Source organism: Silanimonas sp., assembly GCF_027531545.1.
In the GTDB taxonomy this organism is placed as follows: Bacteria; Pseudomonadota; Gammaproteobacteria; order Xanthomonadales; family Xanthomonadaceae; genus Silanimonas.
In genome coordinates, this window is the sequence record NZ_JAPZSC010000001.1 from 96,878 (window position 1) to 112,431 (window position 15,554).

Sequence of the window (15,554 nt, forward strand, 5' to 3'; positions counted from 1 at the left end):
CCTTGACGGCTTTTGACAGATCGCCCCAGCCGCCCCGCAACGCGGGCTACCCCCGGCCTTTGACAGGAAGTGACTCCCCATCACGCGGCGAATACGCGACGATCGAGGCTCCCAACCAAGGAGTTCCCGCGTGAAGTCCTACCTCTCCGCCATCCGCACCACGATCCTCCTCGTCGTGCTCACCCTCACCGGCCTGGCCAGCGGCACGGCGAGCGCCCAGGAAGACCGCCGGGTCCGCATCATCAACGAGACGAACCACACCATCGTCCGTTTCTTCGGCTCGAACGCCGGCACCACCGACTGGGAAGAAGACATCCTCGGCGACAAGGTGCTCGAGCCGGGCCAGTCCGTCATGATCAATTTCGACGACGGTACGGGCTACTGCAAGTTCGACTTCAAGGCCGAGTTCGACGACGGCGATGAAGTGGTCAAGCACGGCATCGACGTCTGCGAGATCTCCAGCTTCCGCTTCACCGAGTAAGGCGTCCCGCCCCCGCGCGGCGCGACGAGGTGCCCGGCGGGGTAGACTTCGCGGTCTGCCCCGTTTCCGTTTCAAGGCGCCATGAGCGAACCTTCCACCGCGGCCGAGACCGTCCCGGCCCGCACCGACTTCATCCGCAACATCGTCCGCGAGGACCTCGCCAGCGGGAAGCACGGCCACATCAACACCCGATTCCCGCCGGAGCCGAACGGCTACCTGCACCTCGGGCATTCGAAGAGCATCTGCCTGAACTTCGGCATCGCCGCCGAGTTCGGCGGCCATTGCAACCTGCGCTTCGACGACACCAATCCCGAGAAGGAAGACGTCGAGTACGTCGAGGCCATCAAGGACGACGTGCGCTGGCTGGGCTTCGAGTGGCACGAACTGCGCCACGCCTCCGACTATTTCGACGTGATCTACCTGGCTGCCGAGCAGCTGATCCGCGACGGCCACGCCTTCGTCTGCGATCTCTCGGCCGAGGAAGTTCGCCAGTACCGCGGCAGCCTCACCGAGCCGGGCCGCGAATCGCCGTTCCGCAACCGCAGCGTCGAGGAGAACCTCGACCTGTTCCGCCGCATGCGCGCAGGCGAGTTCGCCGACGGCGCGCGCACCTTGCGCGCGAAGATCGACATGGCCTCGGGCAACATCAACCTGCGCGACCCGGCCCTGTACCGCATCAAGAAAGTGAGTCACCAGGCCACGGGCGACGCATGGCCGATCTACCCGATGTACGACTATGCGCATGCGCTGTCGGACGCCATCGAAGGCATCACCCACTCGCTGTGCACGCTCGAGTTCGAAGACCACCGCCCGCTCTACGACTGGGCCGTGGACCACGTGCGCCTGCACGAACGCCCCGAGCTGCTGAAGCCGCTGACCGACCGTGGCGTGGCGAATGAAGCCGCCAAGCCGCGACAGATTGAGTTCTCGCGCCTCAACATCAACTACACCGTAATGAGTAAGCGCAAGCTGCTCGCGCTGGTGAACGAAAAGCTCGTCGCCGGCTGGGACGACCCGCGCATGCCGACGCTGCAGGGCATCCGCCGCCGCGGCGTGCCGCCCGAGGCCCTGCACCTGCTGGCCGAGCGCGTGGGCATCTCCAAGCAGAACTCGGTCATCGACTTCTCGGTGTTCGAGGGCTGCATCCGCGACGTGCTCGACGCCAAGGCCGAGCGCCGCATGGCGGTGATCGACCCGCTCAAGGTGACCATCACCAACGTGGCCGAAGGCCACCGCGAGACCCTCCGCTTCGCCAACCACCCGAAGGACGAATCCAAGGGCCAGCGCGACGTGCCGTTCTCGAACGCGCTGTGGATCGAGCGCGAGGACTTCATGGAAACGCCGGTGAAGGGCTTCCATCGCCTCGTGCCCGGCGGCGAAGTGCGCCTGCGCGGCGCCGGCATCCTCAAGTGCGACGAAGTCATCAAGGACGGCGACGCGGTCGTCGAGCTGCGCTGCACGCTCGACCCCGAAAGCCGCCCCGGCATGGAGGGCGCGAACCGCAAGGTGAAGGGCACCATCCACTGGGTGTGCGCGAATGCCGGCATCACGGCTGAAGTGCGCCTCTACGACCGGCTCTTCTCGGTCGAGAACCCGGACGACGACGCCGATGGCAAGACCTACCGCGACCATCTGAATCCCGATTCGGTCCGCGTGGTTACCGCTGTCGTCGAGCCGGCCGCCGCTGCGCTGGCCAACGAATCCGCCGTGCAGTTCGAGCGCCTCGGCTATTTCGCCACCGAGCGTTACGACCATGCGCCGGCCAAGCCGGTGTTCAATCGCACCGTGACCCTGCGCGACAGCTGGGCCGCGAAAGGAGCCTGAGATGCACGCCTCCCCCCGATCGCTCCGCCATCTCGCGTTCGCGCTCGCCGTCGCTTTCGGCGCCCTGGCGCTCGGCGCCTGCGGCAGCACCGCGTCGGGCAACGGCAGCGCCGCCACCGATGCGAGCGGCAAGCCGCTGATCGAGCAGCCCGTTTCGAGCGCACCCGTGCCGGCAACGGAGGCCGCCAAGCCCGGTGAGGTGGACTATTCCTGCACCACCGACGCCGACTGCGCCGTCAAGGACGTGGGGAGCTGCTGCGGCTACTACCCGGCCTGCGTCAACACGAACAGTCCGACCTTCCCGGAGCAGGTGAAAGCCGAGTGCGCGCAGAACGACATGCAGTCGGTCTGCGGCTTCCGCGACATCGAAGGCTGCGCCTGCGTCGAGGGTCGCTGCGAGGCCGGCCCGGCCACCAGCGGCGAGGCCGTGCGCTGATGCTCTACGCGCAGGTGCACCTCACGCTGCCGGCTTGGGTGCACGAGGCCGTCGACGCCGCGGCCGACTACGCCGACGACGACGCCAAGATGGCGCTGGCGATCCGCCTCTCCGCACTGAACGTGCAGCACGGTAGCGGCGGCCCTTTCGGCGCCGCGGTGTTCTCGCCGGAGGGCCGCTTGATCGGCGTCGGCGTCAACCGCGTGGTGCCGCACAGCACCTCGATCGCGCACGCCGAGATGATGGCTTTCGCCACCAGCCAGCAGCGCGTGCAGCAATTCCGCCTCAACGCCGAGCGTGGCCCGATCACCTTGGCCACGTCCTCGCAGCCCTGCTGCATGTGCTACGGCGCCAGCGTGTGGGCGGGCATCGACCGGCTGTTGATCGGCGCGCGCGCCGGCGATGTTGAATCGCTGGCGGGCTTCGACGAAGGCCCGCTGCCGGCCGACTGGCGCGGCGAGCTGCAGAAGCGCCGCATCGCCGTCGTCACCGACCTGCGCCGCGACGAAGCGTGTGCCGTTCTGGCCGAGTACGGCCGCGCCGGCAAGGTCTATTGATCGGATGAGCACCGCCAAACCCGAAACGGCCCTCCTCGCCTACTGCCGACCGGGCTTCGAGCCCGAGCTCGCCGCCGAACTCACCGCGCGCGCGGGCGAGCGCGACCACTGGGGCCACGCCGCCACCGAGCGCAACAGCGGCGTTGTCCGCTACGTCTGCGCCAGCGCGGCACTGCTGGAACGGCAGCTCGCCTTCGACGACCTGATCTTCGCGCGGCAGAAACTGCTGGGCCTCGTGCGCCTGGATGGCCTCGATCCGAAGGACCGCATCACGCCGCTGCTGGCCGCCCTCGAGACGACCCGCGAAACGGTCGCGGCAGCCTCGGGCGGGACCCTGCGCTTCGGCGACCTCGTGGTCGAGCACAGCGACGCCGACGAGGGACGCGAACTCGCCGGCCTCGCTCGCGGCTTCGGTAATGCCCTGCGCCCGGCACTCCGCAAGCCTGGCTGGCTCACCGACAAGCCGGATGCGCGCAAGCCGCGCCTGCACGTGCTCGTGCATTCCGGCACGCGGATGGAGCTCGCGCTTTCGCGCGTGGAGGACAGCAGCCCGTGGCCCGGCGGCATCCCGCGCCTGCGCCAGCCGCCGAACGCGCCGAGCCGCAGCGCCGCCAAGCTCGACGAGGCGATCCACACCCTGCTCACCGACGAGGAGCGCCAGACGCTGCTGCGCGATGGCCTGCGCGCTGCCGACCTCGGCGCGGCGCCTGGCGGTTGGACCTGGGTGCTGGTGCGTGCGGGACTTCGCGTCACCGCGGTCGACAACGGCCCGCTGAAGGATCCGGTGGCCGGGCATCCGCAGGTGGAGCACCTGCGTGCCGACGGCTTCCGCTGGCAGCCGGCGCGTCCGCTCGACTGGATGGTCTGCGACATGGTCGAACAGCCGCGTCGCGTCGCCGAACGCATGGCCGAGTGGTTCCGCGAAGGCTGGTGCCGCAACGCGATCTTCAACCTCAAGCTGCCGATGAAGAAGCGCTGGGACGAGACGGTGATGTGCCTCGACCTGTTCCGCGCCCAGGCCGGCGAATTGAAGGCGCTGCGCGCGCGCCAGCTTTACCACGACCGGGAAGAGATCACGGTCTTCGCGCGGCGCTGAGCCGCGCCGTCCTCAAGCGCATCGCGAAGGGCTGAAGCCCTTCGTCAGGCGACCTTCGAGAGCGCTTCGTCGACCAGCAGCTCGACCGTCATCAGGTCGGGAATCACGACGATGTCCTCGCCGAGCTGCACGCGCGCCTGCACGCCGAGCGGGTGCTCGCGCATGTCTTCGACGGGCATCAGGCGCTCGCGCGAGACGCTGACGAGTCGCGGGAAGCCCGACGACACCACGGCGTAGTACGGCAGGCGCGGATTGCCGCCCAGCGCCTTCAGCACGGCGAGCTTGGCGCCGAGTTGCACGGTCTCGGACGGCCAGCCCACCAGCTTCGGAAAGCTCAGCACCGGCAGGCGCCAACCGCGCCAGCGCGCCACGCCCAGCATCCACTCCGGCGCCGCGTCGACACGCTCCGGCTCGGAGTACGAAATCACTTCCGCCACGTTCGCGTTCGGCAGCAGCAGGCGGCCACCACCGCCGACGGCGATCATCACGCCTCGGATATCGTTCAGCTCGGTGCTCATGGCGTGTTCCGGTCGGTTCGCATCATCAAGTAGGGAAATAGGCATCGAGCCGCGCCGCGATGTCGGCGGCCAACACCGGCGACGCGCCCGCGGCCTGCAGCGCGACGATGGCCTTGGCGTCGAAGCAGCTGGCGGGGTCCTGCACCAGCACGCGCGTGCCCTTGGCCATGGCCTGCACGAGCGGCTCGACCACGGCGTCGTCGGCGCCGCTGAGCACGACCACGGCACCCTGCACCTCGGTAGCTGCCGCGATCAGCGCGGCGACCCCTTCGGCCTTGGGGAAGCTCAGGGCACCGGCGCTGGACAGACCTTCCGGCAGCACGCGGACGGCACCCGGCGGCGGCGTTTCGGTGGGCTCGGCGAGGGCCACCGGCAGGCGGCTGATCTTCGCGAGCTGCTCGACGAACCGGTCGTGGCGCCCGCCATCAAGGTTCTGCTGAAGCAGCACGGCGAGGGGAAAGCTGGCCGGCAGCGCGCGCAAGAGCTGGCGCACGGCATCCGGCCCACCGATGCCCGAGAGCACCAGCACCGTTCCGGTGGCGGCCGCGGCCTCGGCCTCGGCACCTTCCTCGGTGAGCGGGCTCAGGCTGAGGTGGGCGACATCGGGGATCACCACCGGCTCGGCCAGCGGAGGCGGCGGCGGCGCCACGGCCGGCACGTCATCAATCGGCGCCAGTTCCAGGCCGCCCAGCCCCGCGAAGCTGAAGGCCGGGTTGGCGGCGGCCGCAGCCGGGGCCACCGGCGCGGCATCCTCGGCGGAGAGGCTCAGGCCACTGGTGTCCGGGATCGGCATCGCCGCCGGCTTCGCAACGCTGACGTAGGCCCCTTCCGCGAAATCGAAATCGGGGATCGGCGGCGGCTCGGCGAAAGCGCGCTCCGGCTCCAGCGGCGTCTCGCCCTGCGGTCCGAGCGCCAGCGGCGTATCGCGGCGATCGAAATCGGCGAAGTCGTCGGCGAGGTCCTCGCTGCTGCCTTCGAAACCGAGCGAATCGAGGTTCTCGTCGAAGGAAGCGGCAAGCTTCGCCAGCTCGGGAGCCATGGCCAGCGCGTCATCGCCGGCCTCCTCGTCCCCGGCGGACGACGTGTCGCCGCTGGAGAAGCGGAAGCCACCGCCTTCGCCGAAGGCCGCGAGCTCCTCCTCGGTGAGGGTCAGCTCTTCCACGTCCATCGACAGCACGTCGACGTCGATCGCGGATGACGAAGCGGCCGGCGCGTCGAAGCTGATCTCCTTCGCCGAGAGCAGGGAGACGGACGATTGCGACGGGCGTTCCGGCGCCGGCACGTCGACGTCGTCGACCAGTTCAAGGCCGCGCAGATCGATCATGCCGACATCGAGGTCATCCGCGACCGCGAACGCGGCCGGGCCGCTGTGGGAGGCCGGCTCCGCGGCGCCGACATCGACGACCGGTGCCTGCATCGCCTGTTCCAGCGCGGCGAGGTCGAGTTCAAGGTGTTCCGGGTCGCCCTCTTCCACCGGCGGCGTCACCCAGTCGGCCGGCGGCGCGACCTCGGTGGCGGGGGCAGTGTCGGCGGCTTCGACGGTGGGCGGCGCATCGCTCGGCCGGTAGGCGCTGGGCACGTCCGCCGCCGACGCGTTGATTTCGGCGGCGAAATCGTCGATCCGGGCCTCGTCCGCCAGCGCGGCCGGCGTGGTCGGCACGCCGGGTTCGAGGAAGGCGGCGGCCTCCTGGTGCGCCTCCGGCTCGGCGCCGGGCGGCAGCACGCCACAGCCGAGCAACTTGGCGGCCAAATGGCGCGCCCAACGATTCAGATCCCAACCGCCGAGCTTCGCCGTCGTCTCCGCCTCGTCGAACATGACGTTGAGCGACGGCGCGAGCAGGTCGTCTTCGAGACGATCGAGGGCGTCTTCGACCGCCGGCTCGACGCTCACCAGCACGGTGGTCGCGCCAGCGGACGCCAGGGCCCCCGGCGCAAGGTCATTCGGGTCGGCCTCCACAACGAGCTCGGCGCCGAGCTCGGTGATGGCGCGCTTCAGCTGCTCGCGCGCGGCGCCGGCGCGGGCCAGCAGCGCGACCTTCAGGCGCGACCCGTCAGCCACGCGCGGCCACCTCGGCCAGCAGTTCGAACACGTGGCGGATCAGCTCCGGCTCCTGGTAGGGCTTGCCGAGGTAGCGGTTCACGCCGATCTCGAACGCGCGCTGGCGGTGTTTGTCGCCGGTGCGCGAGGTGATCATGATGATCGGCACGTCGCGCAAGCGGGCATCGCCACGCATCGTCTGCGCCAGCTCGTAGCCGTCCATGCGCGGCATCTCGATGTCGAGCAGCATCAGGTCGGGCACGCGCTCGGCCATCTTCTCGATGGCGTCGACGCCGTCCTTCGCCGTACCGACTTCGAAGCTGTGGCGCTCGAGCACTCGGCCGGTGACCTTGCGCATGGTGATCGAGTCGTCGACCACCATCACGAAAGGCACCTTGCGCTCGGCCAGCGGCGCGGCGGCCGGTGCGACCGGGCGGTCCTCGGCGATGGCCTCGGCGGTGATGGCGTTGAAACGACGCGCCAGCGGCGCGACGTCGAGGATCACCACGACCGAGCCGTCACCCATGATGGTGGCGCCGAAGATGCCGGTGACCGAGCTGACCTGCGGGCCGACCGGCTTCACCACGATCTCTCGGCTGCCGAGCACCTGGTCGACGCAGATCGCGGCACGCAGGTCGCCGGAGCGGGCGAGCAGCAGCGGCATCTGCAGGCTGCCTTCCGCGTTGGCCGGCGCATGGCCCACCAGTCGGCCGAGGTCGTAGATGCCGTAGTCCTCGCCGGCGTAGCGGAACACCGGGCTCCCGGTGGCCTCCTGCTCGGCCAGTTCGTTGCGGCCGATGCGCGCGACACCCTGCACCGAGGCGATCGGCACCGCGAAGCGCGTCTCGCCGATCTTGACGAACACGGCCTGCGTGACCGCGAGGGTGAACGGCAGGCGCACCGTGAACTCGCTGCCCTTGCCGGGCGTGGAGCGGATCTGCAGCGAGCCGCCGAGCTGGCGGATTTCGCTATAGACCACGTCCATACCGACGCCGCGGCCGGCCAGCTTGCTGACGGTCTCGGCCGTCGAAAAGCCCGACTCGAGGATGAAACCGAACACCTGCTCGTCGCTGAGCTGGGCGTCGGCCGTGGTCAGGCCACGTTCGACGGCCTTGGCGAAGATGCGGTCGCGATCGAGGCCCTTGCCGTCGTCGGTCAGGCGCAGCACCACTTCGGAGCCTTCACGCGCCACCGCGATGCGGACGGTGCCTTCGGCGTCCTTCTTGGCCTGGCGGCGCTCGTCCGGCGTTTCGAGGCCGTGCGCGATGGCGTTGCGCAGCATGTGCTCGATGGGCGCCGTCATGCGGTCGAGCACCGAGCGGTCCATTTCGCCGCTGGCGCCGTCGACCTTGAGCTGGGCCTGCTTGCCGGTGTCGGTGCAGGCCTGGCGGAGCACGCGGCGCAGGCGCGGGACCAGCGATTCGAAGGGCAGCATGCGCGTGCGCATGAGGCCTTCCTGCAGGTCCGAGCTCACGCGCGACTGCTGCAGCAGCAGGGCTTCGTAACCGCGGGTCAGTTCGTCGAGCGAGTCGTAGAGGTTGCCCAGGTCGTTCGTCGACTCGGCCAGCGAGCGGGTGAGCTGCTGCTGCGTCGAGAAGCGGTCGAACTCCAGCGGATCGAACTGCTTGCTGGTCTCTTCCTCGCGCTGGTAGCGCGAGGCGATCTGCGCTTCCGTCTCGATCTCGAGGCGGCGCAGCTGGTCGCGGATACGCGAGGTCGTCTGCTCGAGTTCGTTGAGGTTGCCGCGGAACGCACCCAGCTGCTGTTCGAGGCGGGCGCGGTAGATGGCCACCTCGCCGGCGTACGTCACCAGCTTGTCGAGCAGGTCGGCGCGGATGCGCACCTGCTCCTGCGCGGCACGCAGCGCACCGCCGTCGTCGTCGTCGAGGACGTCGTCGATCGGGCGGGACAGCTCGGCGAGCTTGGGCTTGCGGGCGTCGACGGCGACCGGCGCGGCGGCGGACGGCGTGCCGGCTTCGGCATCGCCTGCGCCCGCACCCGGCAGCGGCTGGCCGAGCGCGAGGGCATTGACCTGCGCGATGAGGCCGTTCGGCTGGACGATCGCCTTGCGCTCGGTGACGCGGGTGGTCATCGCGTGCAGGCGGTCGAAGCAGCGCTCGAGGACGATGACGCCGCGCGCATCGAGGCTGCGCTTGCCGTCGGCGACGGCCTCGAGCAGCGATTCCATCGCATGGCCGAGTTCGCCGACGGGCCAGACGCCGGCCATGCGCGCGCCGCCCTTCAGGGTATGCAGGTCGCGCTGCAGGCCAGTGATGAGCTCGCGATCCTCGTGCTCGTCGCGCAGGCGGGCCATCAGCCCGTCGCTGTGGTCGAGCAGGTCGCTCGACTCATCGAGGAAGATCTCGAGCAGGTCGGTGTCGATCTCGGTGGTGTCGAGGGCCTCGTCCGGATCGGCCGGATCGCCCGCGTCGGGCACGGTGGTGGCATCGAAGACCAAGCCCGTATCGCCGGCGGCGTCGATGGCGCCGGACGGCGATTCGGCGGCGAGACGCGCCGCCTCGCGGCGGGCCAGTTCTTCAGCGATGCGCTGGCGCTCGGCGCGGTCGGCGGCTTGGCGGGCCTCCTCGGCCTCGCGCTCCGCCTCGGCCCGATGCGCTTCCGCTTCGGCGTCGCGCTCGGCCTGCTCGCGGGCGGCCTGTTCCGCAGCGGCGCGGGCTTCGGCCTCGCGAGCCTCGGCTTCACGCGCTTCCTGCTCCGCTTGCGCGCGAGCGGCCTGTTCGGCCAGCTCGGCCTGCATCTGGGCGAAGGCGGCGGCCTCGCGCTCGGACTGCTCGCGGGCACGCTGTTCAGCAGCGGCGCGCGCCTCGCGCTCCGCCTGCTCGAACGCCGCCAGCTCGGCAGCCAGAGCGGCCGCCTCGGCATCCTGGGCGGCACGTTCGGCCGCTTGTGCTTCCGCCACTGCGGCGGCTTCGGCTTGCGCTGCTGCTGCGGATTCAGCGGCGGCAGCCTCGGCGGCGGCTGCCTCGGCGGCGGCGGCTTCAGCGATGGCCAGGGCCATGGCGGCTTCGGCGGCGACGCGGGCGTCCCGCTCGGCCTGCGCACGCGCGGCCTGCTCGGCCGCGGCAGCCGCCTCGGCATCGGCGAGGGCCTTCAGCGCCGCCAACTCGGCGGTGTAGGCCGCTTCCTCGGCCCGATCGTCGACCGGCGGCAATGCAGCGGCGATGGAGGCCTCGTCCGCGGCGTGCGTCGCGTCGACGGGGACGTCGACGGAAGGTTCGATGGCGACGGACTCGCTCTCGGCGATGTCGAACGCCACCGGCAGCGGCGCCTCGAGGAAGGAGTCGAGCGTCAGGCGCTCGGGGTCCTGGGCGTCGGCCGGGGCGAACTCACCGCTGGCCTCCGGTGCGGTAGCTTCGGCCACCGGTTCGGCCGGGGCGTTGAAGCGTGGCACTTCCGCCGTGTCGATGCCGCCCATGTCGACGGCGACGATCGTGTCGTCGTCGCCAAGGCTGAGCACCGGCGAACCGGGCTCCGGCAGCGCGTCGCGAACGGCCTGCAGCGCCGCGGCCAGGGCCGGGAACTGCGGCAGGCGCGCCTCGGGGTCCGCCAACGCGTCGAGGGTCTGGCGCACGGCGTACGTGGCTTGGCGAACCAGCACGACGTCCTCGGCGGAGGGCAGGGCCTGCGCGGAAATCAGGCGCTTCAGGAAGCCTTCCAACGGCGAGGTGACACCGGTGATCGCGCTGACCTCGGTCATCGCGAACGCACCGTTCATCGTGTGCACCGAGCGGAGCAAGCGCTCTTCGATGCGCCGTGGGCCCTGCGCTTCCGAGCGGGCCAGCCACTCGTCGACCACTTCCAAGTGGCCTTCCACCTCGGGACGGAGGATCTCGAGCAGCACCGGGTCGAGCGCGAAGGACACCCCTTCCGGAACCGCTTCGTAGGCCGGCAGCATCGGCCAATGGCTGGCCGCGCGAACGACCGGCACGTCAGGCGCCACCTCGTGCACTTCGGGCAGCGGCGGCGGCTCGATGGGGGCCGGCGCGGAAGGCACCGGCTCGATGGCCGGCGCGGCCGCCTGGATCGGCGCGTCGGGCTCCGGCGCATGGGCTGCCGGGGCGACGTAGTGCGCTTCCTCACCAGCGGCAACGCGGTCGGCAATGGCCTTCAGCCCGTCGAGATCGGCGTAGCGCTCCTCGCCGGCCAGCGCGGCGCGCAGGTCCGGCAGCACACGCGCGCACTCGGCGACGATGTCGTGCACCGCCTGGGTCGGCGGGCGCGTGCCATCGAGCACGCGGTTCAGCATGTTCTCGATCTTCCAGCTGAACTCGCCGAGCGCCTTGGCACCCACGAGTCGGCCGGAGCCCTTCAACGTGTGGAACACGCGACGGATCGGGCGCAGCGCGTCGACGTTGTCGAGCTTCGCGGCCCAAGCCGGCAGCAGCGTGCCGAGGTTCTCGATCTCCTCCGAGAATTCTTCGAGGAAGACTTCCTGGATCTCGGCGTCGACGTCCTCGTTCGAGGCGACGTCGTAACCCGGCAGGCGCTCGCCAACGACTGCCGCGGGCTTCGGCGCGGGAGCGGCCGGCGCGAGGGCCGGGGTATCCACGGTGGCCGCCACGTCGACGCGGGGCACCGGGATCGGCGCCACCGGTGCGGGCGGTTCGGCAAAGGCAGGGGCCGGGGTTTCGATGGCGGCAATGAGGACCGGATCGACCGGGACGACCGATTCCGCCGACGCTTCGGTGATCGGCGGCTCGAACGCCGGAGCCGCGGGCGTCGCCGGCACGATGGCGGGCCCAAGCGCGGCCGGCAGCGGCCAGTAACCGATGGCGGTCAGGCTTTCGCGGGCGATGTTGAGGATCTGGTCCGGATTGGGCCGGCGATCGCGGATCGCCTCGAGGAAGTACTCGACCGAGGCCAAGGCGTCGGCGAGGCGATCGAGCTGGTGGCCGGTCGGCACGCGACGCTTGGCGATGAGCTCTTCCACCGTGAAGCGCGAGATGGCGGTGAGCAGGTCGACCGCCGCGGGCACTTCGAGGATCCGGAGGGCGCCGGCGACTTCGGACAGCAGGGGAGAGACGTCCTGCAGTCGCGAGTGGTCCCAATGGGTCTCGACGAAGGCGACGAAGCAGGCGCGCGCACTGCTGAAATTGTTCAGCGCTTCGCGGGCGACCACGTCGAGCACGGCGCGCGCTTCGGCGGCCGGCAGGAGCGGCTGCGGCGCGTTGGCGTCGGCCTCGCCTTCGCCAAGGCGCGCCACCTGGTCGTCGAGCATCGCTTCGACATAGAGCAGCGCACCGGCGATGTCGAGGAGGGCCGATTCGTCCGGGGCACGGTGGCCGCCGGCGATGGCGTGCATGGTCGCGAGCTGGTCGCGCACGACGCGCTGCGGCACGCCGAGGCCGAGCACGCCGAGGGTTTCCTTGACGCGGTCGAGGGTGTCGATCTGCGCGCCGAGTTCGGCGACGACGCCGGCAGGGGCGCGCATGTGCAGATCGAGCGCGTCCTTCACGCGCAGGAGGTCTTCCTTGATGGCGTTAGTGACCGTCGACAGCAGGGCGCGGTTGTGGCCGGCCATCGCGCTGCGTGCGTGTTCCACCTCGCGCTCGCTCGGCATGTAGCTCTCGAGCGCAAACGCGGCATTGACCTCGCCGAGGCGGCCAGACTTCTCGGGCGCATGGGCGATGAAATAGAGGAGCTGCCGCGTCAATTCGACCGGCGGCTGGGTGCGGAAGGCCGCGTCGCCCTCGGTGGCGAGGCGCTTGATCTCGCGCTCGATGCGGGCGATCACCTGCTGGTGCGCGCGCTCCACCGGGAAGGCGCCACGCGCCGCAGCATCGAGCAGCGAGGACGCCACCCAGAACAGCCGACGCGCCGATTCGGCGCTGGTGAACTCGACCATCTGCAGGCAGACGTCGGCGAGGTCCCGGGCGGAAGCTCTGTCGCCGTCCTTCAGCCACTTCAACAGCGAGCCCTGGAACAACTGGCTGGCGACTTCGGCGCGGCGCTTGACCTGGTCGAGGGGCAGCGGCGTGCCGGGGCCGCGGGCGGACGCAGGAAGCTCGACGCCGAGGTTGGGCGAGAACAGCATCGCCTCGGACACGCCTTTCTCGCCGCGGGCGCCACGCAAATCATTGAGCAGCGGCAGTAGCACCAGAGGAATGTCGCGGAAGCCGGTCTGCAGGCGCTCGAGATAGTCGGGCAACTGCATGATGCCGCGCATCAGCGCGCTGAAGGCGTTGTCGCGATCCTCGATGCCCCCAGCGATCAGCGCCTTCGCCAGCGCGTGCATTTCCTCCGCGACCATCGCCGCGCCGTAGAGCTCGACCATGCGCAGCGCGCCGTGCACCTGGGCGAGCCCGTTGGCGCACAGTTCGAGCTGGGCCGGGTCCTGGCCGTTCTCGACGTAGTCCTCGAGGCCCTGGCGGGCCAGCTTGAGGGTTTCGTCGATCTCCGGCTTGACCCAGGTCAGCGTGGTGTAGTCGTTCTGGTCTTGCAGACGCATCGTGCGCTCTCGGCAGTACGGGGGTCACGCCGCGGCGGATGCCGCGGGAGAGCGGATCAGTCCGGCAGCTTGAAGTCGGCGACCGAGCGGCGCAGGTCGGCAGCGAGCTGTGCCAGGTTGCCGATCGACTCGGCCGTCTGGCTCGCACCCTGCGAGGTCTGCGTGGTGATCTCCTGAATGACGGTCATGGTCGCGGTGATGTTCGTCGCGGCGGCCGACTGCTGGCGCGAGGCCTCGGAGATGCTCTGGATGAGGTCGGCGAGGTCGTTCGACACCTTTTCGATCTCGACCAGCGCGAGGCCGGCGTCCTCGGCGAGGCGGGCACCGGCGACCACTTCCGCGGTCGTCTGTTCCATCGAGGACACCGCTTCGTTGGTATCGCTCTGAATGGTGGCGACCAGCGCTTCGATTCGCTTCGTGGCGTTCGAGGCGCGTTCGGCGAGTCGCTGCACTTCGTCGGCCACGACCGCGAAGCCGCGGCCCGCTTCACCCGCGGAGGCCGCCTGGATGGCGGCGTTCAGCGCGAGGATGTTCGTCTGTTCCGAGATGTCGTTGATCAGTTCGATGATCGAGCCGATTTCCTGCGAGCTTTCGCCGAGGCGCTTGATTCGCTTCGAGGTTTCCTGGATCTGGTCACGGATGTTGTCCATGCCCTGGATCGTCTGGCGCACCACTTCAGCGCCCTTGGCGGCGATCTGCACGGAGCGCTGGGCCACGTCGGCCGATTCGGCGGAGTTCTTCGACACCTCGTCGATGCTCGCCGCGATTTCGTTGATCTTCGCGGAGGCCGAGGTGATCTGCTGCGCCTGGTGCTCGGCGGCGTCGGCGAGGTGCATCGCGGTCGCCTGCGTTTCCTGGGCCGCGGCGGCCACCTGCACGGCGGTCTCGTTGATCGTGCCGACGAGGGTGCGCAGCTGGTCGATAGCGAAGTTGATCGAGTCGGCGATCGCGCCGGTGATGTCTTCCGTCACCGTCGCCTTGGCGGTCAGGTCACCCTCGGCGAGCGATCCCATTTCGTCCAGCAGGCGCAGAATCGCCTCCTGGTTACGCTGGTTGAGCTCGGTGGCCTGGCGTTCGCGCTTGCGACCGTCCGAGAAGATCGTCAGCAACAGGCCGACCACGCCGATGAGCAGGCCGAGGCCACCACCGATGGCCCACCAGTTGTTCGGGAAGATGCGGGTGACGTTGGCGTTGGCGAAGGCGCCGGCGAGGGCCGCGCTGTTCTCGCCGAGCACCTCGGCGTCACCGGAGAGCACGTCGCCCGAGGCCTGCACCGCGAAGAGGTTCGGCGCGGTGGTCAGGATGCTTTCGATTTCCTTCTGGGCGTCGGCGTACTGCGTTTCGACCGCTTCCACGGCGGCGCGGGCGTTCGGCGAGGTGAGCGCCACGACGCCGAGGTCCGAGTTGCCCTGCTTCAGGCCGGCCAGCACCTGGGCGAACACCGCGGCGTCGCGCGAGAGCGCGTCGGACTGGTCCGAACCGGAGCGGATTTCCGCGACGCGCTGCGCCATGCGGTTGGCGAGCACGATCTGGCGGTTGGCGATGTTGATCTGCGAGGCCGGGGCGCCGGCGTCCGACATGGCGCGCACCACTTCGTCGAGACGGGCGGTGAGGCGTGGGATGCGACCGGTGAAGGAGTCGGCGGTCTGGGCGAGCGCGATGATTTCGTCCTGCGCACCGAGGATCTTGTCGGTGTCGGCCGACATGCGCGTCCAAGTCTCCGTGACCTCGCCGAGCGCCGCGTTCACCTGAGGCATGTTGAGGTCGCCCTTGTAGCCGGGCACACCCTTGCCGCCGGTGCCGTCGTTGAGCGCGCCGACCGCCGTGACGATGGCATCGCGCGTGCCCTGGAGTTCGGCGAACGCTTCTTCACGACCGGCGATGGCCTCCGTCGCGTATCGACCCAGCTTCTGCGCGTCCACCTGCAGACCGAAGGACAGCGCCGAAGCGCTGTTGATCTGCCCGGCGAACCACGTCGCGGCCAAGAAGTTCGCCGCGAAGACCAGCAGCGACACCGCGAGCAGGAAGGCCCAGACGCGCAGGCCGACCTTGGTCAGGCGGTCTTGGAAGGTGACTTTCGAAGCGCTCATTACATCGGACCTCGGATCGGAACGGGTTGACTCAAGCTGGGGTGC

At 69.9% G+C, this 15,554-nt stretch carries 9 protein-coding genes; 5 read left to right on the plus strand and 4 right to left on the minus strand.

Features of this window, described 5'->3' with window-relative positions; translation table 11 throughout:
- Positions 1-130: 130 nt before the first annotated feature.
- The 5 genes from O9280_RS00470 to rlmM all read left to right on the plus strand — a co-directional run bounded on the left by O9280_RS00470 (position 131) and on the right by rlmM (position 4,394).
- Positions 131-481, plus strand: a complete 351-nt coding sequence (locus O9280_RS00470) for a hypothetical protein (protein ID WP_298337427.1) — start codon at positions 131-133, stop codon at positions 479-481.
- 81 nt (positions 482-562) lie between these two features.
- Positions 563-2,305, plus strand: a complete 1,743-nt coding sequence (locus tag O9280_RS00475) for a glutamine--tRNA ligase/YqeY domain fusion protein (RefSeq protein ID WP_298337429.1) — start codon at positions 563-565, stop codon at positions 2,303-2,305.
- Position 2,306: 1 nt separating this feature from the next.
- On the plus strand, positions 2,307-2,741 hold the full coding sequence (locus O9280_RS00480) for a hypothetical protein (RefSeq protein ID WP_298337431.1): 435 nt from the start codon (positions 2,307-2,309) through the stop codon (positions 2,739-2,741).
- Positions 2,741-3,298, plus strand: coding sequence for a nucleoside deaminase (locus O9280_RS00485; RefSeq protein ID WP_298337434.1), 558 nt, complete (start codon positions 2,741-2,743; stop codon positions 3,296-3,298). The genes O9280_RS00480 and O9280_RS00485 overlap by 1 nt, the downstream gene beginning before the upstream one ends.
- 4 nt (positions 3,299-3,302) lie before the next feature.
- Complete coding sequence (gene rlmM / locus O9280_RS00490) at positions 3,303-4,394, plus strand: 23S rRNA (cytidine(2498)-2'-O)-methyltransferase RlmM (protein ID WP_298337437.1); 1,092 nt, start codon at positions 3,303-3,305, stop codon at positions 4,392-4,394.
- A 44-nt stretch (positions 4,395-4,438) separates the two neighbouring features.
- Here rlmM and O9280_RS00495 read toward each other — a convergent pair whose 3' ends face one another.
- From O9280_RS00495 to O9280_RS00510, 4 genes are read right to left on the minus strand one after another with little or no spacing between them, the layout of a single operon-like run.
- Positions 4,439-4,912 carry a chemotaxis protein CheW gene (locus tag O9280_RS00495; protein WP_298337440.1) on the minus strand — a complete coding sequence of 158 codons (474 nt, stop codon included), beginning with the start codon at positions 4,910-4,912 and terminating at the stop codon, positions 4,439-4,441.
- A gap of 25 nt (positions 4,913-4,937) precedes the next feature.
- On the minus strand, positions 4,938-6,971 hold the full coding sequence (locus O9280_RS00500; RefSeq protein WP_298337443.1) for a chemotaxis protein CheB: 2,034 nt from the start codon (positions 6,969-6,971) through the stop codon (positions 4,938-4,940).
- Positions 6,964-13,419, minus strand: a complete 6,456-nt coding sequence (locus O9280_RS00505; protein ID WP_298337446.1) for a response regulator — start codon at positions 13,417-13,419, stop codon at positions 6,964-6,966. Before O9280_RS00505 ends, O9280_RS00500 begins: the two co-directional genes overlap by 8 nt.
- Before the next feature lie 56 nt (positions 13,420-13,475).
- Positions 13,476-15,509, minus strand: a complete 2,034-nt coding sequence (locus O9280_RS00510; RefSeq protein ID WP_298337449.1) for a methyl-accepting chemotaxis protein — start codon at positions 15,507-15,509, stop codon at positions 13,476-13,478.
- Positions 15,510-15,554 lie beyond the last annotated feature (45 nt).